This window comes from Stenotrophomonas sp. BIGb0135, from assembly GCF_024810105.1.
In the GTDB taxonomy this organism is placed as follows: domain Bacteria; phylum Pseudomonadota; class Gammaproteobacteria; order Xanthomonadales; family Xanthomonadaceae; genus Stenotrophomonas; species Stenotrophomonas maltophilia_AB.
Genome location: NZ_JANUDX010000011.1, coordinates 116,220 through 137,678, shown reverse-complemented (window position 1 = coordinate 137,678; position 21,459 = coordinate 116,220). Strand labels below are relative to the sequence as shown.

The following is a 21,459-nucleotide window of genomic DNA, read 5'->3' as shown; positions in this document are numbered from 1 at the left end:
GTAACCCACCATGTCCCGTGGCATCCCTTTGGCGCTGCTGGCGCTCACCCTCGGTGCGTACGCCATCGGCACCACCGAATTCGTCATCGTCGGCCTGATCCCGACCATCGCCGCCGACCTCGGCGTATCCCTGCCCTCGGCCGGCCTGCTGGTCTCGCTGTACGCGCTGGGCGTGGCGGTCGGCGCGCCGGTGCTGACCGCCCTCACCGGCCGCGTGCCGCGCAAGACCCTGCTGGTGGCGCTGATGGTGCTGTTCACCCTGGGCAACGTGATTGCCTGGATGGCACCGGGCTACGGCTCGCTGATCGTGGCGCGCGTGCTCACCGGCCTGGCGCACGGCGTGTTCTTCTCGATCGGCTCGATCATCGCCACGTCGGTGGTGCCCAAGGAGAAGGCCGCCAGCGCGATCGCGATCATGTTCACCGGCCTCACCGTGGCGCTGGTCACCGGCGTGCCACTGGGCACCTTCATCGGCCAGCACCTGGGCTGGCGCGCGACCTTCCTGGCCGTGGCCGCGCTGGGGGTGATCGCGCTGATCGGCAGCCTGCTGTTCGTGCCGCGCAACCTGCAGCGCAGCGCGCCGGCGACGTTCGGCCAGCAGCTGTCGGTGCTGGCCCAGCCGCGCCTGCTGCTGGTGTATGCGATCACCGCACTGGGCTACGGCGGCACCTTCCTGTCCTTCACCTACCTGGCCTCGATCCTGCAGGACGTCAGCGGCTTCTCGGCCAATGCGGTCAGCGGCGTGCTGCTGGTCTACGGCGTGTCGGTGGCGATCGGCAACCTGTGGGGCGGCCGTCTGGCGGATCGCCGCGGCCCGATCCCGGCGCTGAAGCTGATCTTCGCCCTGCTGGCCGCCGTGCTGTTCGTGCTCACCTTCACCGCCTACAACACCTGGCTGGTGCTGCTGACCGTGCTCGCGCTGGGTGCGGTGGCCTTCGGCAACGTGCCGGGGCTGCAGGTGTACGTGGTCAAGCAGGCGCAGCGTTTTGCTCCGCAGGCCGCCGATGTCGCCTCGGGGCTGAACATCGCCGCGTTCAACGTGGGCATCGCCTTCGGTGCCTCGCTGGGCGGGCTGGTGGTGGACCACCTCGGCCTGATGCACACCCCGTGGCTGGGCGCGCTGGTGGTGATGGGCGCCTTCGGCCTGACCGTGCTGAGTGGCCGCCTGGATCGCCGCGATGGCGTGGCCGACCGGGCCGAGGGCATCGCCGTCGGTGCGCATTGATGGACGGCGTGGCGGACCGATGGTTCGCGTTACGCAACGGCAGCCGACCTACGGTCGGCCCAATGCAACGGCAGCCGACCAGCGGTCGGCCCAGCCAACGGCAGCCGACCAACGGTCGGCCCAATTCAACGGCAGCCGACCAACGGTCGGCTCTACGTCGCTTTACGGTGCGCGGCGTAGCCTGCATCTCACCCCCATGAAGGAGTTTCCATGAGCATTCCCGCATTCGGCCTCGGCACGTTCCGCCTGAAGGGCCAGACCGTCATCGACTCGGTCCGCAACGCATTGGACGTGGGCTACCGCGCCATCGACACCGCGCAGATCTACGACAACGAGGCCGAGGTTGGCCAGGCCATCGCAGACGCCGGCGTGGCCCGCGACGATCTGTTCGTGACGACCAAGGTGTGGATCGCCAACTTCAGCCACGACGCGCTGCTGGACAGCCTGCGCGAGAGCCTGCGCAAGCTGCGCACCGACCACGTCGAGCTCACCCTGATCCACTGGCCCTCGCCCAAGGACGCCGTGCCGATGGCCGAGTACCTGGGCGCGTTGGCGGAAGCGAAGTCGCAGGGCCTGACCCGGCAGATCGGCATCTCCAACTTCACCATCGCCCAGACCCGCCAGGCCATCGACATCCTCGGTGCCGATGCCATCGCCACCAACCAGATCGAGGTGCACCCGTACCTGCAGAACCGCGCGTTGATCGCGTTCCTGAAGGACCAGGGCATCCACGTCACCGCCTACATGAGCCTGGCCTACGGCGAGGTGCTCAAGGACCCGGTGATCCAGGCCATCGCCGACCGCCACCAGGCCACCCCGGCCCAGGTCGCACTGGCCTGGGCGCTGCAGCAGGGCTATGCGGTCATCCCCTCCTCCACCAAGCGCGAGAACCTGGCCAGCAACCTGCTCGCCGCCGACCTGCGCTTGAGCGAGGAGGACATGGCGCAGATCGCCACGCTGGACCGTGGGCAGCGGCTGGCCAACCCGGCGGCGATTGCGCCCGACTGGGATTGAGGCAGGGCACGGCTGGCACTCGCGTCGGCCGTCCGCGCCTGCGGACGGCCTTCCGGATGCCCCGGCGGTAGCGTCGCGTTCCCGGCGCTGGTCACACCCTCCAGATCCAACGCGCGGTAGGGTCGGATCCCGATCGACCGCCGACCGCGTGGATCGGCGGCGGATCGGAACCCGCCCCTACCGGGAGCAGCGCGCGCGACGGTCCTGCCCGATCAGGCCTGCAACCACGTGCGCATCGCGGCGCTGACGCCTTCCGGTTTCTCCATCGGCGCCAAATGGCCGCAATCGGGCAGCACCACCAGCGTTGACCCCGGCACGAGCGCGTGCATTTCTTCGCTGATCGCCAGCGGGGTGATGCGGTCGTTGGCGCCACACACGATCAACAGCGGATAACGGTAGCCGGCCAGGACGTCGTGGCCGTCGCCACGTTCCAGCGCGCTCTGGCGCAGGAATACCTCGGCCCCCAGCCGCGCGGTCATGTCGCGCACGCGCTTCACCAGCACGTCATCATCCAGCCGGGACGCATCGATGTAGCTGCGCATCAGTGTGTCGCCAAACCCATGGAACCTGCCGGGCAGGCGCACGCTGGACTGTTGCGACTGACGCTGGGCGGCACGCTCGGGGGAGTCCGCATGGATCGAGGTGTCGATCAACGCCAGCCGCAGCACCCGTTCCGGCGCCGTGCGCAGGATCTGCTGGGCCACGAAGCCGCCGAGCGAAAAGCCTGCCAACGCGAAACGCGGCGGCGCCTGCGCCAGCACGTCGTCGACCACGGCCTGCATCGTCTCGCCCCGGGTCTGGTCGCCCACGGTGCAGTCGGCGATGTCGGACAGGTCGGCGATCTGCGCGCGCCAGAGGTCAGCGTCGTTGAGCAGGCCAGGGAGCAGCAGCAGGGGATGGCGGTCGGTCATGCGCTTATTGTCTCGCCCGCTGGGCAGGGAGGCCATGCCTGGGATGGGCCTATCCGTTCTACGGCAATCGTCCTTCGAGGGTGTTCCCGTCTTGAAACAGGCGCCCGAACCGAGGAAGGTATTCACGTCAAAGGTTCGCTGTGCCCTGCCCTTCACTCTCCTGAGCTGGATCGCGCGTTCGCTTGGACTTTCCACCCGGATGAACGAGCATGGCGCGGAAGGGATGAACCCGTGATGCGTGGCGGCATTGGCGCACACGCGATATTCAAACCGCCGCTTGGCCCCGGCTGGGAGAAAAGAGCTGTGGAATGGCTACTCCTTGTGTTCTTGCCTGCGATGTTGGTGTCCTACCCCATGTACTTCATGGAGCTCAGCGCGTTCAAGCGCGTCCTCAAGGCCGAGAACCCAGAGGCATGGAACCAGGCCCGGCAACGCTTCACGCTGAGTGGGTTTGAGGTGGCCTATCGCGTCCTGACAGCGTCCAAGGACGGCTTGTTTCAGGCACTGCGCTTGGCCCGGCGGTGATGAAAGCGAGGCGCATTGCGGTCCGATGGCTGTATATCGGCATGCGTTCATTCATGGTCGTGCTTTTCATTTTGTTGGCGCAGTTGGTCGAGGGTGGGCAGTAAATCGGCCATGGCACCCCATGGCCAACGTGGCATGCACGCCGATACCCCTTCGGCAGAAGGGTCCGGCAAGGACCGGGGCGGGATGACCTTTCAGACAGGGAGCAGCACGATGCACAGGATCGAGCGTCTGCAGTTGCGAGGTTTCACCGGCATGTCCACCGGCACGCTGTTGCTGTGGCTTTGCCTGCTCTGGCCCGGCGTAGCGGCGGCTGCCGAGGACGACTGGGTGCGCGTCGCCGATGCCGCCTTGAAGGCGCATGGCTGGCGGCCTGCCGACCATGCGCGATACGCGGCAACGCGGCTGGATGCCAATGGGGACGGGGTGATGGACGAGGCCTACCTGGTGGAGAGCCGGGACAGGCGACGCACGGCGGTCAGGATCTGCCTGGGCACCCGGCCAGGCGCGGCGGCGGCCCGGTGCTACATTGCCGCCGCCGAGGAGGGCGATGCGTCCGCGATGGGCGTGGACAGGCGTGCGCCCGGCTGCCACGCGTACACCGGCAATACACATGACGCTGTCACCGACAGCACCGTCTGCACGCCAAACGCCTCGGTGGAGTACTTCCGGATGGCCAGTGCGGGATCGCTGCTGGTCTATGACCGCAGGACCGATGACTTCCAGCGGTTCTGGTACGCGGACTGAAACGGTGTGCCGTCGCCGTGTCCGCTCCGTGGAGAGGCGGGCCGGCTGCGACCCCACGAACAAATGAGGCAGTACCTGTCCGGAGCTGACGAATGTCCAGAACGTCCATGATGGCATGCTGCCTTTGCCTGGCCTGCGCACTCTCTGCATGCGGCCCGTCCGATGAGGAACGGCTGGCCGCCCTGCCCGCGCTGACAAGAGCCCATATCCAGGCTGCGAAGGAGCAACCCGACTGCGTGCGCGTCGTGGACGCCTACGTCTTGCGCACCAGGTCCTGGAAGGCCACGACGTACTTCGTCGCTGTATCCCACTCTGTGGCCGCTGGCCGCGGATTTGCCGTGTTGCATGTGGATGAACTTGCAGATCCGCTGTACCTGGGCGAACGCAAGTCGTTCCATGTGGAGCTGGATCCATCCTGCAGCAAGGTGACCGAGGAGCTCCAGTTTCAGTAAGCGCCGCCGGGTGGCGTGGACCAGGCGCAGGTCACACCGGCGCCTCGGGCACCTCTACCTCCTGCACCGGCAGGGTCACCACCATCACCGTGGAGTCGTCCGGGTCCAGCCTGGTCTTGAAGCCCAGGCTCTGGCACATCGCCAGCATCGTGCTGTTCTCGCGCAGCACCTGGCCTTCGACGATGTTCAGGCCCAGCCACTTGGCGTACTCGATCATGATCGCCATCAGTCGCCAGCCGATGCCGTGGCCTTTCAGGTCCGAGCGGATCAGGATGCCGTACTCGCCGCGGTCGTAGTCGGCATCGGCATGCAGGCGCACCGCGCCGAGCATGTCGCCGCTGCGCGGGTCGATGGCCACCAGGGCGATCGAGCGCGCGTAATCAAGCTGGGTCAGTCGCGCGATGAACTCGTGGCTGAAATGCTTCACCGACTGGAAGAAGCGCAGGCGCAGGTCGTCGTCGGTGACGCGGGCGAAGAACGCGCGGAACAGCGCGTCGTCTTCCGGCCGTACCGGGCGCACGAAGGCCGGCGCACCGTCGGACAGGGTGATGGTGCGCTCCCATTCCTTGGGATACGGGAACACGGCAAAGCGCGGATGGCCGCGGCCCTTGTGCAGTTTGCGCGAGGGCGCGATGGCCACGCGTGCGTCGAGCGCGATCACTCCTTCACGGTCGGCGAGCAGCGGGTTGATGTCCAGGCTGCGGATCTCGGGAATGTCGGCGGCCAGCTGCGCCAGCTTGACCAGGATCAGCGCCACGGCACGCTCGTCGGCCGCCGGCACGTCGCGGTAGGCCTTGAGGATGCGCGAGACGCGGGTGCGGCCGATCAGCTCGTGCGACAGGCGCAGGTCCAGCGGGGGCAGTGCGAGCGCCTTGTCGTCGATCACCTCGACGGCGGTGCCGCCACGGCCGAACACGATCACCGGTCCGAAGGTGGGGTCGTCGGCGATGCCGGCGATCAGTTCGCGCGCCTTGGGGCGCACGATGGTGGGCTGCACCAGCACGCCGTCGATGCGGGCATCGGGGCGCTTCTCGTGCGCGCGCGCGATGATCGAGGTGGCCGCCGCATGCACCGCCTGCAGCGAGCCGAGGTTGAGGCGCACGCCGTCCACGTCGGACTTGTGCGGGATGTCGGCGGAAAACACCTTCACCGCCACGGTGGCGCCCTGCTCCAGCAGCGGCTGGGCCAGCTCCATGGCCTCGCGCGCGTCGCGGGCCTGCATCACCGGCGCCGACGGAATGCCATAGGCGGTGAGCAGCTGGTGGGTGGCGATGGGGTCGAGCCACTGCTGCCCGGCCGCCAGCGCCGCCTCGACCAGCCCGCGCGCCGTCGTGGTGTCGACAACGAAATCTTCGGGCAGGCTGGGCGGGGTTTCCATCAGCGCGGCCTGCGCATCGCGGTAGCGCACCAGATGCTGGAAGCCGCGTACCGCCTCGGCTTCGGTGGGATAGGTGGGCACGCGCGCGGCGTTGAGCGTGGCGGTGGCCCGGTCATCGTTGCCGAGCCAGACCGCGAACACGGGTTTGTCGCGGTGGTGGCGCGGGCGCAGGCCCAGGGTGCGGGTGAGTGCCTGGGCGGCGTCGGCCGATGAGGTGAACGCGGTGGGCACGTTGACCACCAGCACGGCATCGTTTTCGCTGTCGGACATCAGCGCGTCGATGGCCGCGGCATAGCGCTCGCCATCGGCGTCGACGACGATGTCGACCGGGTTGCTACGCGACCAGCCCTGCGGCAGCACGCTGTCCAGCTGCGCCACGGTGGCCGGCGACAACTCCGCCAGGCTGCCGCGCAGGGCCAGCAGCTGGTCCACGGCCAGGCGCCCTACCCCGCCGCCGTTGCTGAGGATGGCCAGCCGGCGGCCGGGGAAGGTACCGAGGCGGCCGAGTGTTTCGGCGGCGGTGAACAGTTCGTCCAGTGCGCCCACGCGCAGCAGGCCGGCGCGGTTGAAGGCGGCGCCGTACACGGCATCGGCGCTGGCCAGTGCCTGCACGTGGGTATCGGCGTCCGGGTTGATGCGGATGTGGCGACCGGACTTGACCACCACCACCGGCTTGGCGCGCGCGGCGGCACGCGCGGCGGACATGAACTTGCGCGCATCGCCGATGTGCTCGACGTAGAGCAGGATCGCGCGGGTGCGGTAATCGGTGGCGAAGTAGTCGAGCAGGTCGCCGAAGTCCACGTCCAGGGTGTCGCCGAGCGAGACGACCGCGGAGAAGCCGACCGAGCGCGCGACGCCCCATTCGACCAGGGCGGCGGCGATGGCGCTGGATTCGGAGATCAGCGCCAGGTCACCGGCCTGCGGGAAGTGCGCAGCGATGCTGGCATTCAAGCGTGCGTGCGGGGCAATGACGCCCAGGCAGTGCGGGCCGAGGATGCGCAGGCCCTTGGCGCGGGCGGCGGTTTCCACCTGTTCGGCAAGCGAGCCGGGGCCCTGGCCGAGGTTGGCGGTGAGGATGATGGCGGCGGCCACGCCGCGCTCGGCGGCGGTGGCCACGACCTGGGGGACGATGCTGGCCGGCGCGGTGATGATGACCAGCTCGGGCACCCAGTCCAGGTCTTTCAGGCGCTTGACCGTGCGGATGCCGTCGATGTCGCTGTAGCGGGGGTTGATCCAGGCCACCTTGCCGGGGAAGCCGGTGCTGCGCAGGTTGCGCATGACGGCACGGCCGGCGGAGCGTTCGCGCGGGCTGCCGCCGATGACGGCGACCGATTGCGGACGGAAGACGGATTGCAGATGGTAGGTGCTCATGGGCCGCACAGTCGCCGGGTCATGGGATGACACGGTACACGCGTGGAGGGGTGGGTGGGATGATCTGGCGCAGGTGCAGGATCGAGATTCAAGGCAGATCAACGACGCATGCACCGGCAGGTCCTTTCCCCGTGTGGGACAGGGCCGCCCTGCCAGGCCGGGATACGGTTTGAACCTGCACCGCCGTACGAGCCGGGCGCCGTTGTGTCCGGCACGTGGCCGCGCGCTCGTGTGGTTTGGCGGGTCCCGCGTCGCGCTGCCGAGCATGGCGCGGCACGACCGTGGGGCATCCATGCCCGGCGGAAATGCCGCCGCGCGCCCGGACAGCGGCGCATCCCGGTAGAGCCACGCCATGCGTGGCGGTGGCCCACCGCGCTCGACTACAACAACGTACCGCTGAGAATCATCGCGGCGATGCTGAAATAGATGACCAGGCCGGTCACATCCACCAGGGTGGCCACGAACGGCGCCGAGGCGCTGGCCGGGTCGAAACCGAGGCGCTTGAGGATGAAGGGAAGCATCGAGCCGGACAGCGAGCCGAAGGTGACGATGCCGACCAGCGCCGCGCCGATGGTGAGCGCCAGCAACTGCCAGTGCTCGCCGTAGTCGTGCAGGCCCAGCAGCTGCCAGGAGACGATGCGGATCATCGCCAGCACGCCGAGGATGGCGCCGAGGGTGAGGCCGGTGGGGACTTCGCGCAGGGCGACTTTCCACCAGTCGCGCAGGCGCAGTTCGCGCAGCGCCAGGCTGCGGATCAGCAGCGAGGTGGCCTGCGAGCCGGAGTTGCCGCCCGAGCTCATGATCAGCGGAATGAACAGGGTGAGCACGACGGCGCGCGACAGTTCGTCCTCGTAGTGCTGCATGGCACTGGCCGTGAGCATCTCGCCCAGGAACAGCACGCTGAGCCAGCCGGCGCGCTTGCGGATCATGCCGAAGAAGCCGATCTGCATATACGGCTTGTCCAGCGCTTCCATGCCGCCGAACTTGTGTGCGTCTTCGGTCGACTCCTCGATGAGCGCATCGAGGATGTCGTCGACGGTGACGATGCCCAGCACGTGCTGCTGGGCGTCCACCACCGGGATGGCGAGCAGGTCGTGGCGACGGATCAGCTGGGCCACCTCTTCCTGGTCGAGCTGGGCATCCACGGTGACCGGCGGGTTGACCTGGGCCACCTCGAGGATGGGCTCGTCGGGCAGGCCGGTGATCAACCGGCGCATGGTCACCACCTGCACCAGGGTGCGGGTGTGCGGGTCGAGCACGTAGATGGCGTAGACGGTTTCGCGGGTGCGTTCGACCTCGCGGATGTGCTGCAGGGTGCGGCCCACGGTCCAGTCGGCGGGGACGCTGACGAACTCGGTGGTCATCAGCGCGCCGGCGGTATGCGCGGGGTAGCTGAGCAGCTGCTGGATCGACTGCCGCGCCTCCGGGCTGAGCAGCGGGATCAACCGCGCGCGTTCCTCTTCGTCCAGTTCATGGACGATGTCGGTGGCACGGTCGTCGGCCATCAGCCCGAGCAGGGCGGCGGCGCGGGCCACCGGCAGCAGGCCGACCAGCTCGCCGCTGCGGTTGAGCTCGGGCTGTTCGAGCATCTTGACCGCGCGCGGCAACGGCAGCGCGGCCAGGGTGTCGGCGGCGTGCGACAGCTCCAGGGTATTGAGGAATTCCACCGCGTCGGCGGTGTTGTAGTGGTCAAGCGGTGCGCTCAACGCGGCGGCATCGGCCACCGGGCGCAGCAGGTCTTTCTGGTTCATCGGGTTCGCCTGTGGGGATCGCCGTGCGCGACGCCAGCGGTGGCGAACCGTCCCTCGTCAGGCGGTGGCCATCACTGGCGTCGAGCAAGGTCGACTTCTACTGTCGCTGGACATGGGTTTGGGGACTCCGCAAGGGTGTACTGCCGGACACGCCGGCAGCGGCGGGCAGTCTGGACCCGGGCGCGGGGCCGGTCAACCCGGGCGCGGTTGCCGCGTTGGGCTGCGATTGACGTTGGCAGAACGTGTGCGCCGCATAATGGGCGGACGTTTCCATGAGCTGGGCCTTCCATGCATAGCGGCGCCCTCGAACTGGCCCTGGTCCTGCTGCTGGCCGCGGTGATCGCCGTGCCGGTGTTCAAGAAGCTGGGCTTCGGCGCGGTGCTGGGCTACCTGGCCGCCGGGGTGGTGTTGGGGCCGGATGGGCTGGGCTTCGTGCAGGACGCCGACCGCATCCTCGGCGCGGCCGAGATCGGCGTGGTGATGCTGTTGTTCGTGATCGGGCTGGAACTGTCGCCGGCACGCCTGAAGGTGATGCGGCGCTCGGTGTTCGGGGCGGGCGCGCTGCAGGTGGCGCTGAGCGCGATCGTGCTGGGCAGCCTGTTGCTGCTGGACCACTTCCAGTGGAAGAGCGCGTTGATCGTGGGCCTGGCCCTGGCGCTGTCGTCCACCGCGGTGGGGCTGCAGCTGCTGTCCGAGCACAAGGCGATCAACAGCGACTACGGGCGCCTGGGCTTTGCCATCCTGCTGTTCCAGGACCTGATCGCCATTCCGTTGCTGGCCGCGATCCCACTGCTGGGCGGTGCCAGGAACGACACCCTGCAATGGAGCGATGTGGCCGTGGCGCTGGGCGCGCTGGCCGTGGTGATCCTGTGCGGGCGGCCGGTGCTGCGCCGTTTGTTCAACATCATCGCGCGTACCCGCAGCCCCGAAGTGTTCACCGCGATGGCGCTGCTGGTGGTGCTGGGCACGGCGTGGTTCATGCAGGAGGCCGGGCTGAGCCCCAGCCTGGGGGCGTTCCTGGCCGGCGTGCTGCTCTCCGATTCGGAGTTCCGGCACGAGCTGGAATCGCAGATCGAACCGTTCAAGGGGCTGCTGCTGGGCCTGTTCTTCATCGCGGTGGGCATGGGCATCGACCTGGACCGGATCATCGCCGAGCCGGCGATGATCGCCGCGGGGGTGACCATCCTGCTGGTGGTCAAGTTCGGGCTGCTGTTCGGGATCGGCAAGCTGGCCAAGCTGCGCACCCGGCATGCGGTGATGCTGGGCAGCGTGCTGTGGCTGGGCGGCGAATTCGCCTTCGTGGTGTTCAACGAGGCGCAGCGCGCCCAGTTGCTGGGCAGTGCCAACCATGACCGGCTGGTGGCGATCGTCGGCCTGTCGATGGCGATCACGCCGCTGCTGATGATCGCCCTGCTGCGGCTGCTGGGCCGCGAGGATGCGCCCAAGGCCAGTGCCCAGCCGGCCGACACGGTCGACACCGGCGGCATCCAGCCGCAGGTGATGATCGCCGGCATGGGCCGCTTCGGGCAGGTGGTGGCACGGCTACTGACCGCGCAGAAGATTCCGTTCGTGGCGCTGGAGTCCAACCCGGACACGGTCTCGGACCTGCGCCGCTTCGGCAACAAGCTCTACTACGGCGACCCGACCCGGCCGGAGATGCTGCGTGCGGCCGGCGGCGAACAGATCCGCGTGTACGTGGTGACCCTGGACGACCCGGACGCCAACATGCGCGCCACCCGGTTGATCCGGCGCATGTACCCCGATGCGGTGGTGCTGGTGCGCGCGCGCAACCGCCAGCACGCCTGGCGCCTGATGGACATGTCCGCCGAACCGTTCCGCGAGGTGTTCGGCACCAGCCTGGAGCTGAGCGAACGCATGCTGATCGCGCTCGGCATTCCCGCCGACACCGCGCGCAGCCACGTGCAGCGTTTCCGCGAGCACGACGAGAAGCTGCTGCGCGACCAGTACCTGGTGTATGACGACGAGGCGGCGGTGATCCAGACCTCGCGCGATGCCAGGGCGGACCTGATGCATCTGTTCGAGGCGGATGCGGAGCGGGATGGGAAGCCAGACGCATCCGACCGCGGCGGCTGACCTCCCACCTCCTTTCGCCGGCAACCGCGCGCCGCCAGAGGCCAAGGCGGAACCCTCGCCGCCGCCGGGAATGGCCCGGGGCGGGCGGCCGCCGACCAACGGTCGGCGCTACGTCGGGGTGGGATGGGATCAGCCGTTGTCGCGCAGGAAGCGGGCCATCGAGGACACGCCCGGCACGCGCGGTTCGAACTCACCGGCGACGTCGATGAAGCCACGCATCACCGCGATTTCGCGCGGGCTGCGGTTGAGCGCGTCGCGTACGTCCGGGTCGGCGCCGGCGCGCAGCAGGCGCTGCACCAGCAGCGGCAGGCCGTGCAGCGCGGCGAGGTGGAGCGGGCCGAAACCGCGCGGATCGCGCACCTCCAGCGAGACATCCTCGTCCAGCAGGCGCTCGACGGCGGCCAGCACCACCTGCTCGTCGCAGGCGGTGCCCGGTTCGGCGCGGGCGCCCAGCAGCAGCAGCAGCGGCGTCACCGAGCCGGCGGCAGCCTGGTCCGGTTCGGCGCCGGCCAGCAACAGGGTGTCGAGCAGGGCCAACAGGCGCGAGCGATCGCGGGCGCTGAAGCCGTAGAGCGCGGCGCAATGCAGCGGGCCCAGCTGCTGCGCGTCGCCGGCATGCACGTTGGCACCCGCGGTGAGCAGCCGCGCGACGATATCGGGCAGGCCCAGCGCCGAGGCCAGCATCAGCACGGTCACGCCGCCAGGCAGGCGGTATTCGAGTTCGGCACCGGCATCGAGCAGGGCCGAGACGATGTCGATCTGGCGCATGCTGACCGCCGCCGACAGCGGCGTGGCGCCACTGGCCGCGGCGTGCTGCGGGTTGGCGCCACGCGCCAGCAGCAGGTCGACCACGGCCAGGTGGCCACCGCCGGCGGCGCGCAGCAGCGCGGTGCAGCCCTGCGCGTCGACCACGTCCACCGCAAAGCCCAGGTCGATCAGGCGACGGACCGCGTCGGCATCGCCGGACATCGCCGCCGCCGGCAGGTCGCCGTCGCGCAGGGCGCGGCGCGGCAACGGCCACACCCGCCAGTCCAGCCAGTCGGCCAGGTCGCGACGACCGATCGACAGCGCCACGCCCAGCGGGGTCTGGCCGTCGGCGGCGCGTGCTTCCGGCGAGGCGCCCTGCTGCACCAGCAGCTTCAGCGACCCTTCGCGGGCCAGTGCGGTGGCCAGGTGCAGCGCGGTCATCCCATGGCTGTCGCGCGCTTCGCGGTCCACCCCGAGCAGCAGCAATGCCTGCTGCAGGCGCAGCCAGCCCAGCCGCACCGCCAGCGACAACGGTGGATCACCGGCCGGCGACGGCGCGAAGGGGTCGGCGCCACGTTCCAGCAGTTCCAGGGCGAGCTGTTCCAGCCCGCGCGAGGCGTGGTCGTGCTGCGCGCAGGCGCTGAGCAGGCGGGCAAGGCCGCCGCGGCCGGCCGGGGACAGGCCACGACGCAACAGGACCTGCAGCGCAGGCACGGCATCGATGCCGCGTGCCAGCAGCGCGAACATCGGTGTGTCCCCGCAGGCATCGAGTACTTCCGGGGCGGCACCGTTGGCAAGCAGCCAATCGACTGCCTGCGGGTCCAGCGCCAGTTCGGCGTCGTGCAACAGGGCGCCCAGTTCCTGCGGATCGCACAGCCGCGCCAGTGCGGCCATGCCGTCGAAGTTGCCGAAGCCCAAGGCTTCGCGCAGCAGGTCCAATGGCGGGCGGTCGGGCAGCGAGGGGGTGGCCGGGTCGGCGTCGGCATCGACCGCGGCAAGCCCGTCGGTGACCGAGGCCGGCAGCGGGTAGCTGCGGTCCAGCAGCGAGACGATGGCCCAGCGACCGGCGCTGGCGGCGATGTCCACGGCGCGGCGGCCCTGCGGGTCGACGGCGTCGGCGGCGATGCCCAGTTCCAGCAGGCGGCGCACCAGCAACGGCGAGACGTTATCGGCCATGCACGCCAGCAGGACCGCGTTGCGCCCTTCCACGTCGACCGCGTTGAGGTCGGGATGGTGCGGCAGCAGGTGTTCGATCACGGCGGCGCGACCGCCGCGGGCAGCCTCCAGCCACGGCGTGCGCGACAGCGCATCGCGCGACTCGAGGTTGGCACCGGCCCCCAGCAGCACGTCGATGATGTCGACATGGCCGGCCAGGGCGGCTTCATGCAGGGCGCTGCGGCGCTGGCGGTCGCGCGCGTCGGCGCGGGCCTTGTGCTTGAGCAGCAACTGCACGCCGGCCGGATCATCCTCTTCGGTGCCGGCAGCCGCCAGCAGCACGGGGGTGCCATCGGCCGGCTCGGTCTTGGCGCCGCGCTCGAGCAGGAACCGCGCCAGCCGCCAGTTGCCGACCTGGCAGGCCACCGCCAGCGGTGACCAGCCGTCGTTGTTGAGCGCGTCCACTTCGGCGGCGGCGTCGCGCAGCAGCGCGGCCACGCCCGGGTCCGAACTGCGCGCGGCGTGGTGCAGGGGCGTGTTGCCCTCGCTGTCGACCGCGCGCGAATCGGCGCCGTTGGCCAGCAGGGTCATCACCGCTTCGGGGCGGCCGTGCCAACTGTCGCGGGTGGCGGCCAGCAAGGGGGTCATGCCACGGTGCGGAGCATTGATGTTGACGCCGCGCGCGATCAACTCGCGCAGCAGGCGCAGGTCCGGCAGCACCGCGGCCAGCACCGGCAGGTTGCGCTGATCGCGCCAGGCCGGGTCGGGCAACCCCTGCGGATCGGCACCGGCGGCAAGCAGTTGCAGGGCACGGTCGACGCGACCGCTGCGCGCGGCGTCATACAGGGCGGGCAGGTGCTCGTGCTGGCCGAGCGGTTCCAGCGGCTGCGGTTCGGCGGCGTGGCCGGCGAACGCATCAAGGCGGTCGTCGTCCATGTCGACCGCGGCGCGGGCGGCCAGGCTGGCGGCCGGCGCGATCTTCTGCAGCGCCAGATGGGCCAGCGGCGAAAGCACCACGACGGCGGCGGTGAGCGGCCAGCGCAGCGCGTCGGACACCAGGCCGGGCCAGGCCGGCAGCACCACCAGCGCGCACACCAGCACCACCAGCGCGGCCACGGCCAGGCCGCGCCAGGCGCTGAGGTCGCGCCCGGACAGGGCCTGCCAATGGCTGTTGAGGCTGCCAGCGGTGCGTTCGACTTCATTCCACAACGGCCAGGTGCGCCAGACCCCGAGCAGGGCGGCGCTGACCGCCACGCTGAGCCCGAGCACGGCGGCCAGGCTGCCGCTGTCGTGCAGGGCGCTGAGCGGCCAGGCCACCAGCGCGGCGAGCAACACGGGGCCGGCCAACCAGGGGATCAGCAGCGCGGGCAGGTCCTGGCGCAGCACCTTGGCCGGCGGCTGCACCGGACGGGTGCGACGCCACCAGGAGATGCCCAGGGCGAAGGCCGGTTGCGCCAGCGCGACGCCGAGTGCGGCAGGCACGCCACCGAGCGCGGCCGCCAGGGCCAGCAGGACGCCGGCGGCGAACGCGCTGGCCAGGGCGCGGCTGCGCAGGGTGTCAGTCATCGCGGCGACGCGGGACCCGGACCGGGGCGACCGGCGGCGGGGGCATCTGCAGGTGGAATCCGCGCTCGGCCAGGTTGGCGCGCACTTGCGCGACGTCGGCCAGGGCCAGGCGACGGTCGGGGGTCAGGGCAACTTCCAGCACGAATGCGAACGGCGCCAGCGTGGCCTGCAACGCTTCTGGAACAGCGTTGAAGTCATCGCGGACGGCGAGGTAGACGTAGGTGTCCTGCTTGCGTTGGCTTTTGTAGACGTAGGCTTGCATTGCCCGCGGGGCGTGGCCCTGGGAAGTGATGGCGATGATTGTGTCGGAAACCACGCGGGGGGGAAAGCCGCGATCGCGTCCAGACGCCGGTTTACCGGCGCGCGGCAGATTCAGGTTCATCAATGTCGCGATGGCGTTCAGGTGGCGCGGGCTGCTCCGGCCACGATCGTCCGGCGCGAGGGCCGCAACGGTATTTGTCTTTCGGCGGGCCGGGCCGGGCCGCGAACGGGATTCACAGCGTGCCCGGTCAACCCACCTACGCCTGCCCTGCCAGCGACATCCGCAGGGCAACCGGTGCTCGATGGCCACCGCTCGCGAAGAGCGGTGGCCGACAGGGCTTACTTGACCTTGGCGTAGGTGCCCTTCAGGGCGACGCCGGCCATGATCGTGCCGGCGTAGCACTCGTAGTTGGTCGCGCTCTTGAACTCGTTCTTCTTGTAGTAGCTGACGATATCCACCACCGCATTGGCGTTGCGCGACTTGGCGCCGTCCTGCAGCGCGCGCAGCGCCGACAGCGCCACCCAGCGGCAGGCTTCCTCGTCGCTCTTGTTGGCGGCGTTGGTCTTCTTGTTGGTCACGTCCTCGCCGAGGCGCTGCTGGACGTTGACCTTTTCGCCGGCCAGGTAGAAACGCACGCTGCCGTCGATACCGGCATCACGGGCGGCCTGGGAGCTGACCAGCTCACGCAGCGACTGTTCCACGCGGGTGTCACGGGCCTGGGCGGTGCTGGCGACGGCGAGCAGCGCGGTGGCGGCAATCAGGGCAAAACGACGCATTCAACTTTCTCCTTGTTGGTGGGGTGCTGGGTGCTGCGTTGGAAACCGGCCCGCGCGGGGGCCGGGTACATCAGTCTTGCCAGCGACGGAAGATCAACGAGGTGTTGATCCCGCCAAAGGCGAAGTTGTTGCTCATGACGTAGTCGGTCTGCAGCGCGCGGCCCTCGCCCTGGATGAAATCCAGCGCCCCGCAGCGCGGGTCGACCGTGTGCAGGTTCAGGGTCGGTGCGAACCAGCCTTCGCGCATCATTTCGATGGTGAGCCAGGCCTCGAACGCGCCGCACGCGCCGAGCATGTGGCCGACGTAGCTCTTCAACGAACTGATCGGCATGCCCGGCCCGAACACCTGCGCGGTGGCCTGGGTCTCGGCAATGTCCCCATGCTCGGTGGCGGTGCCGTGGGCGTTGACGTAGCCGATCCGGGACGGTTCCAGGCCGGCATCTTCCAGCGCCAGGCGCATGGCCTGGGCCATCGTGTCGGCGGTGGGCTGGGTGACATGCTGGCCGTCGCTGTTGGTGCCGTAGCCGACCACCTCGGCCAGGATCGTGGCCCCGCGCGCCTGCGCATGTTCCAGTTCCTCCAGGATCAGCGTGCCGGCGCCCTCGCCCAGGACCAGTCCATCGCGGTTGGCATCGAACGGGCTGGGCGTGGTCTGCGGCGCATCGTTGCGCACGCTGGTGGCGAACAACGTGTCGAACACCGCCGCGGCCGTGGCATCGAGCTGCTCGGCGCCGCCGGTGACCATCACCTGTTGCTTGCCGCTGCGGATCGCCTCGTAGCCGGCGCCCACGCCCTGGCTGCCGGAGGTGCAGGCGCTGGAGGTGGTGTAAACGCGCCCGGACAGGCCGAAGAACACCCCGATGTTGACCGGCGAGGTGTGGCTCATCATTTTCAGGTAGGTGGTGGCGCTGATGCCTTCGGTGGTGTGCTCGTGGAGCATGCGACCGAACTCGGCGGTGGCCTCGTGGCTGCCCGACGACGACCCGTAGGCAACCCCGGCCATGCCGCTGCGCAGCACCGGATGGCCGAGCAGGCCGGCCGCCTCCAGCGCCAGCTCGGTGGCGCGCACCGACATCACCGCCACCTTGCCCATGCTGCGGGTGGTCTTGCGGTTGTAGTGCGGCGGCAGCGCGTAGTCCTGCACCGGCGCGGCCAGGCGCGTGTTGAGGCCGTCGAAGACTTCCCACTCGGGGATGTAACGCACCGCGTTGACGCGCGCGTGCAGGCGTTCGCGGATGCTCGGCCAGTCATGGCCCAGCGGGCTCAGCGCGGCCGCACCGGTGACCACGACGCGACGTTCGGTTCTGCTCATCAGACCATGCCTCCGTTGACCGAGATCACCTGGCGGGTGATGTAGCCGGCCGACTCGGACAGCAGGAAGGACACCGCGTGGGCGACCTCGTCCGGCTGGCCCATGCGACCGGCGGGAATCAGTTTGAGCGCGTGGTCGAGCACCTCCTGGTTGACCATCTCGGTCTCGATCAGGCCCGGGGCCACGCAGTTGACGGTGATCGCGCGGCTGGCCAGTTCCAGCGCCAGCGCCTTGGTGGCGCCGATGATGCCGGCCTTGGCCGCGCTGTAGTTGGTCTGGCCGCGGTTGCCGACCAGCCCCGACACCGAGGACAGGGTGACGATGCGGCCGGGCTTGCGCCGCCGCACCATCGGCATCACCAGCGGGTGCAGCACGTTGTAGAAGCTGTCCAGGTTGGTATGCACCACCGCGTCCCAGTCTTCGGCGGGCATCGCCGGGAAGGCGCCATCGCGGGCGATGCCGGCATTGCAGACCACCCCGTAATAGGCGCCGTGCGCCTCCACGTCGGCCTCCAGCGCGGCGCGCGCGGCCTCGCGATCGGCCACGTCGAACATCAGCACGCGGGCCTGCCGCCCCAGCGCCTGGATCTGGGCGACCACCTCCTGTGCCTCCTCGATGCGGCTGCGGCAATGCACCACCACGTCGAAGCCATCACGCGCGATCCGCAGCGCGATGGCGCGGCCGATGCCGCGGCTGGCGCCGGTCACCAGCACCGTCAGATTCCCTGTCATGCCTCTCCACTCTCCAGATAGGCCATCGCATCGCGTGGTTCAAACACGGAAACGTTGGCGACCGCCAATTCGGTAGCGCCTGCCAGGATGCGGCAGGCGAACATGCCCAGGCCATTTTCGCCCATCAGCTCGCACTGTGCCTCTACCCGCAGGCAGGTACCGGCAGCGAAATACGGCTGGTGCGCGGTGTAGCGGCGGGTGCCCAGCAGGAAGCCGATCGACGGCTCCCGCCCGGCCTGGCGCGCCTTGCACCCCGCCCAGGCGGCGATCGCCTGGGCCATGTATTCCACCCCGACCCAGGCCGGGACGCCCTCGGGCGTGGTGAACAGCCCCTGCGCGGGCACGTCCACTTCGACCACGATCGACTCGGGCTGCCAGTCCAGCAGCCGGTCGATCAGGCGCATGCTGTCGCGATGCGGCAGCACGTCATCGATGTCATGCGGCAGCTGCATGCTCACTCCCGGGACAGCGCCAGCACGGCATTGCTGCCGCCGAAGGCGAACGAATGGCTGAGGACGTGCTGCGGCGGGTGCGCCGCGCGCGTGCCCGGCGCGACCAGGGCCAATGCCGGCAATGCGGCATCGCCCTGCCCGTCCCACCAGTGCGTGGGCAGCTGCTGGTCGGGGTTGTCGGCCAGCACCATCCAGCACAGCGCGGCCTCGATCGCCCCCGACGCGCCCAGCGTGTGCCCGGTCAGTGGCTTGGTCGAGCTGGCCGGCACCGCGGTGCCCAGCACCGCCGCAACCGCCTGGCTTTCCATGGCGTCGTTGTGGCCGGTGGCGGTGCCGTGCAGGTTCACGTAATCCACCTGCGCGGCCGCCAGCCCGGCGCGGTCCAGCGCCTGCTGCATGGCGTCGATCGCACCGCGCGCCTGCGGATCCGGCGCGGACATATGGTGGGCGTCGGACGACTCGCCCCATCCGGACAGCCGCACCGGGCCGGGCGTGGTGGTCATCAGGAACAGCGCGGCACCTTCGCCGATGTTGATGCCGTTGCGGTTGGCCGAGAATGGATTGCAGCGCGCCGCCGAAACCGACTCCAACGCGCTGAACCCGGCCACGGTGAAGCGGCACAGCGAATCGGCGCCGCCAGCCACGACGGCATCGACCAGGCCGGCGCGCAGCAGGCGGGCGGCCGTCATCAACGCCTTGGCGCTGGAGGAACAGGCGGTGGAGATCGTCCACGCCGGGCCGTTGCTGCCGATACGCTCGCGCACGAAGCGCGCGGAGGTGCCCATTTCCTGCTGCGCGTAATCGAAATCGACCGGCCACTGGCCCGTGTCGCGATGCTGGCGCAGCGCGTTCTCCGATTCGCCGATGCCCGACGTGCTGGTCCCGATGATCACCGCGACGCGGTCGGCGCCGTGCCGCGCGATCGCCGCATCCACCGCCGGGCGGATCTGTACCAGTGCCGCCTCCAGCAGCGCGTTGTTGCGACCGCGCAAGGCCACCGGCAACGCGGACAGGTCCGGCAGCGGGGTGCCCACCTCGCCCAGCGCCAGGCGGCGGCCAGCGATCAGCTGGTCGTTGTCGCGCAGGCCGCCGGGCTGCCCGGCGAACAGGCCGTCGCGCACCTGCACGCGGTCACCGCCGAGCGCGCAGACCACGCCCAGGTCATTCAGATAGATCGCGCTGCTGCTACTGCTCACGGCGGTGCCTGTTCCATGTCCAACGATTCGATCACCAGTTCATAGCCCTCGGCCAGGTTGCGCAGGCGCACCCGGCCATCGGGCAGCGGCTCCAGCAGGAGCCAGGCCTTGCCGTCCTGCTCGAGGCGGCGCTGCCCGCCCGTCTCGACCAGGGTCCACCCGGCGGGCAGCGCGGCACGGATCGCCGCCACGGGCCACAGCGCGAACTGCAGGTCATCCAGCACGCGCTCGCCGCGCACCTGCGGCGGCAGCCAGGGCGCGCGCGTCTGCTGCAGGGTGGCGCCGTCCCAGACCATGCGCACGCCGGTCTGGCCCATGGCCTGCACCGCCAGCCGCACCTCGCTGCCGTCGGCTTCGAGCAATGCATCCAGCTCGCGCTCGTGGCTGCCGAAGCGGAACTGCAGGCGCTGCTGCAGCTGCAACGGCTGCGGCAGCGCCGACGGTGGCAACCGCAGGGTCGGCAGCTGCACCAGGGGCGCGGGCATGCGCGTGCTGGCACAGGCGGCCAGCAGCAGGCACAGCAGCAGGGAGACGATCAGACGGTGCACAGTTCCTCCAGCACCCGCAGGCGGCGACCGGTCGCATCGGCCACGTACGGATTATTGGTGTCCCACGCATAGCCGGCCAGGATCGAGGAGATCATGCGGCGCACGTCGGGCTGCTGGGCGGGGTGGTAGATGATTTTCTGGAAGCCACCGGCATACCAGGCCTCGACGAAGCGGCGGAAGGTCTTCACCCCGGCGCGCAGCGGAATGGAGAAGTCCTGCTCCCAATCCACGGTTTCGCCGGCGTGTTCGCGCGCCAGGCACTCGCTGGCCAGCTGCGCCGACTTGAAGGCGATGGTGACGCCGGAGGAGAACACCGGGTCGAGGAACTCGCCGGCGTTGCCGAGCAGCGCGTAGCCCTCGCCCCACAGCGAGCTGACGTTGGCCGAGTAGCCGGTGATGGTGCGCACCGGCAGCACGGCCCACTCGGCGTTCTTGAGCAGGCGGGTCAGGTTGGGATCCTCGCCGACGATGGCCTGCAGCTTCTCCAGGTCGCTGCCCGGGTATTTCTCGAAGAAACTCGGCTCGGCGACCACGCCCAGCGAGCAGCAGCCGTTGGAGAACGGGATCGTCCAGTACCACACGTCCACGTGTTCGGGATGGGTGGTGATCAGGATCTTGTTGCGATCGAAACCGGCGCCGGCCGGGATGTGGTCGCGCACGTGGCAGAAGATCGCCCCACGCACCGGGAAGTTGGACGGCGATTCCAGGTCCAACAGTCGCGGCAGCAGGCGTGCAAAGCCGCTGGCGTCCAGGATGAAGCCGGCCTCGATGGTGTACTCGCTGCCATCGGGGCGGCGCACCTGCACCCGTGCGGGGCGGCCCGGCTGCACCGACAGCACTTCGTCGCCGAAGCGCAGGGTGGTGCCCATGCGCTCGGCACCGCGCGCCAGCACGTCGTCGAAGTCGGCGCGCTGCACCTGGTAGGTGGTGCCCCAGCCCGGCGAGAACTTGTCGCGGAAGTCGAACTCGGTGCTGGCCTCGCCACGCACGAAGGCCGCGCCGTTCTTGTACTGGAACCCGGCCTGGACCACGTCCTGCAGCAGCCCGGCCGCTTCGATGTACTCCATGCTCTGCGGCAGCAGGCTCTCACCAATGGAGAACCGCGGGAACTGCTGGCGCTCCAGCATCAGCACCTGGCGGCCCTGCTTGCGCAGCATCGCCGCGGCGACCGAGCCGGCGGGGCCGGCGCCGATCACCAGGATTTCCGTGCGTTCGACTTGCGGGTTCATCGATACATCCTTGATCA

General features: G+C 69.6%; 18 protein-coding genes. 6 read left to right on the top strand and 12 right to left on the bottom strand.

Going from position 1 to position 21,459, the window contains the following annotated elements:
• Window positions 1-10: 10 nt before the first annotated feature.
• A complete protein-coding gene (locus M2421_RS18440; protein ID WP_259209538.1) occupies window positions 11-1,225 on the top strand; it encodes an MFS transporter in 1,215 nt (404 codons plus the stop codon).
• 210 nt (window positions 1,226-1,435) lie between these two features.
• The gene (gene dkgB, locus M2421_RS18435) at window positions 1,436-2,239 is read left to right on the top strand and encodes a 2,5-didehydrogluconate reductase DkgB (RefSeq protein WP_259209535.1); all 804 of its coding nucleotides are present in this window, start codon (window positions 1,436-1,438) and stop codon (window positions 2,237-2,239) included.
• A gap of 212 nt (window positions 2,240-2,451) precedes the next feature.
• Here dkgB and M2421_RS18430 read toward each other — a convergent pair whose 3' ends face one another.
• Window positions 2,452-3,150, bottom strand: a complete 699-nt coding sequence (locus M2421_RS18430) for an alpha/beta hydrolase (protein ID WP_259209560.1) — start codon at window positions 3,148-3,150, stop codon at window positions 2,452-2,454.
• 234 nt (window positions 3,151-3,384) lie between these two features.
• Here M2421_RS18430 and M2421_RS18425 point away from each other — a divergent pair, with 234 nt between their 5' ends.
• The 3 genes from M2421_RS18425 to M2421_RS18415 all read left to right on the top strand — a co-directional run bounded on the left by M2421_RS18425 (window position 3,385) and on the right by M2421_RS18415 (window position 4,874).
• Window positions 3,385-3,675, top strand: coding sequence for a hypothetical protein (locus M2421_RS18425; RefSeq protein ID WP_259209533.1), 291 nt, complete (start codon window positions 3,385-3,387; stop codon window positions 3,673-3,675).
• 135 nt (window positions 3,676-3,810) lie between these two features.
• Entirely contained in the window at window positions 3,811-4,422 is a 612-nt protein-coding gene (locus M2421_RS18420) for a hypothetical protein (protein WP_259209532.1), read from the top strand.
• 92 nt (window positions 4,423-4,514) lie between these two features.
• On the top strand, window positions 4,515-4,874 hold the full coding sequence (locus M2421_RS18415; protein ID WP_259209530.1) for a hypothetical protein: 360 nt from the start codon (window positions 4,515-4,517) through the stop codon (window positions 4,872-4,874).
• A gap of 31 nt (window positions 4,875-4,905) precedes the next feature.
• Here M2421_RS18415 and M2421_RS18410 read toward each other — a convergent pair whose 3' ends face one another.
• Together M2421_RS18410 and mgtE are read right to left on the bottom strand one after the other, a co-directional pair.
• Window positions 4,906-7,623 (bottom strand): bifunctional acetate--CoA ligase family protein/GNAT family N-acetyltransferase, encoded by a 2,718-nt coding sequence (locus M2421_RS18410; RefSeq protein WP_259209529.1) that lies wholly within the window; start codon window positions 7,621-7,623, stop codon window positions 4,906-4,908.
• Between the two features lie 380 nt (window positions 7,624-8,003).
• Window positions 8,004-9,374, bottom strand: coding sequence for a magnesium transporter (gene mgtE / locus M2421_RS18405; RefSeq protein WP_259209527.1), 1,371 nt, complete (start codon window positions 9,372-9,374; stop codon window positions 8,004-8,006).
• Window positions 9,375-9,662: 288 nt separating this feature from the next.
• Between mgtE and M2421_RS18400 the strand changes: the two genes are divergently transcribed.
• Window positions 9,663-11,468: a monovalent cation:proton antiporter-2 (CPA2) family protein gene (locus M2421_RS18400; RefSeq protein ID WP_259209525.1), complete on the top strand. Its 1,806-nt coding sequence runs from the start codon at window positions 9,663-9,665 to the stop codon at window positions 11,466-11,468.
• Window positions 11,469-11,597: 129 nt separating this feature from the next.
• Here the strand turns inward: M2421_RS18400 and M2421_RS18395 are convergent, their stop codons facing one another.
• The 9 genes from M2421_RS18395 to M2421_RS18355 form a co-directional block, all read right to left on the bottom strand.
• Window positions 11,598-14,936 carry an ankyrin repeat domain-containing protein gene (locus tag M2421_RS18395; RefSeq protein WP_259209521.1) on the bottom strand — a complete coding sequence of 1,113 codons (3,339 nt, stop codon included), beginning with the start codon at window positions 14,934-14,936 and terminating at the stop codon, window positions 11,598-11,600.
• Window positions 14,929-15,198, bottom strand: a complete 270-nt coding sequence (locus tag M2421_RS18390; RefSeq protein WP_259209559.1) for a YcgL domain-containing protein — start codon at window positions 15,196-15,198, stop codon at window positions 14,929-14,931. Before M2421_RS18390 ends, M2421_RS18395 begins: the two co-directional genes overlap by 8 nt.
• Window positions 15,199-15,536: 338 nt before the next feature.
• A complete protein-coding gene (locus M2421_RS18385; protein ID WP_259209519.1) occupies window positions 15,537-15,974 on the bottom strand; it encodes an excinuclease ATPase subunit in 438 nt (145 codons plus the stop codon).
• Window positions 15,975-16,044: 70 nt separating this feature from the next.
• The gene (locus tag M2421_RS18380; protein WP_259209517.1) at window positions 16,045-17,286 is read right to left on the bottom strand and encodes a beta-ketoacyl-ACP synthase; all 1,242 of its coding nucleotides are present in this window, start codon (window positions 17,284-17,286) and stop codon (window positions 16,045-16,047) included.
• Window positions 17,286-18,017, bottom strand: coding sequence for a 3-oxoacyl-ACP reductase FabG (gene fabG, locus M2421_RS18375; RefSeq protein WP_259209515.1), 732 nt, complete (start codon window positions 18,015-18,017; stop codon window positions 17,286-17,288). Before fabG ends, M2421_RS18380 begins: the two co-directional genes overlap by 1 nt.
• Window positions 18,014-18,469, bottom strand: coding sequence for a hotdog family protein (locus tag M2421_RS18370; RefSeq protein WP_259209514.1), 456 nt, complete (start codon window positions 18,467-18,469; stop codon window positions 18,014-18,016). Before M2421_RS18370 ends, fabG begins: the two co-directional genes overlap by 4 nt.
• 2 nt (window positions 18,470-18,471) lie before the next feature.
• A complete protein-coding gene (locus M2421_RS18365) occupies window positions 18,472-19,665 on the bottom strand; it encodes a beta-ketoacyl-[acyl-carrier-protein] synthase family protein (RefSeq protein WP_259209512.1) in 1,194 nt (397 codons plus the stop codon).
• A complete protein-coding gene (locus M2421_RS18360; protein WP_259209510.1) occupies window positions 19,662-20,213 on the bottom strand; it encodes a DUF3261 domain-containing protein in 552 nt (183 codons plus the stop codon). The genes M2421_RS18365 and M2421_RS18360 overlap by 4 nt, the downstream gene beginning before the upstream one ends.
• Window positions 20,201-21,442 carry an NAD(P)/FAD-dependent oxidoreductase gene (locus M2421_RS18355; RefSeq protein WP_259209508.1) on the bottom strand — a complete coding sequence of 414 codons (1,242 nt, stop codon included), beginning with the start codon at window positions 21,440-21,442 and terminating at the stop codon, window positions 20,201-20,203. Before M2421_RS18355 ends, M2421_RS18360 begins: the two co-directional genes overlap by 13 nt.
• Between the last annotated feature and the right edge of the window lie 17 nt (window positions 21,443-21,459).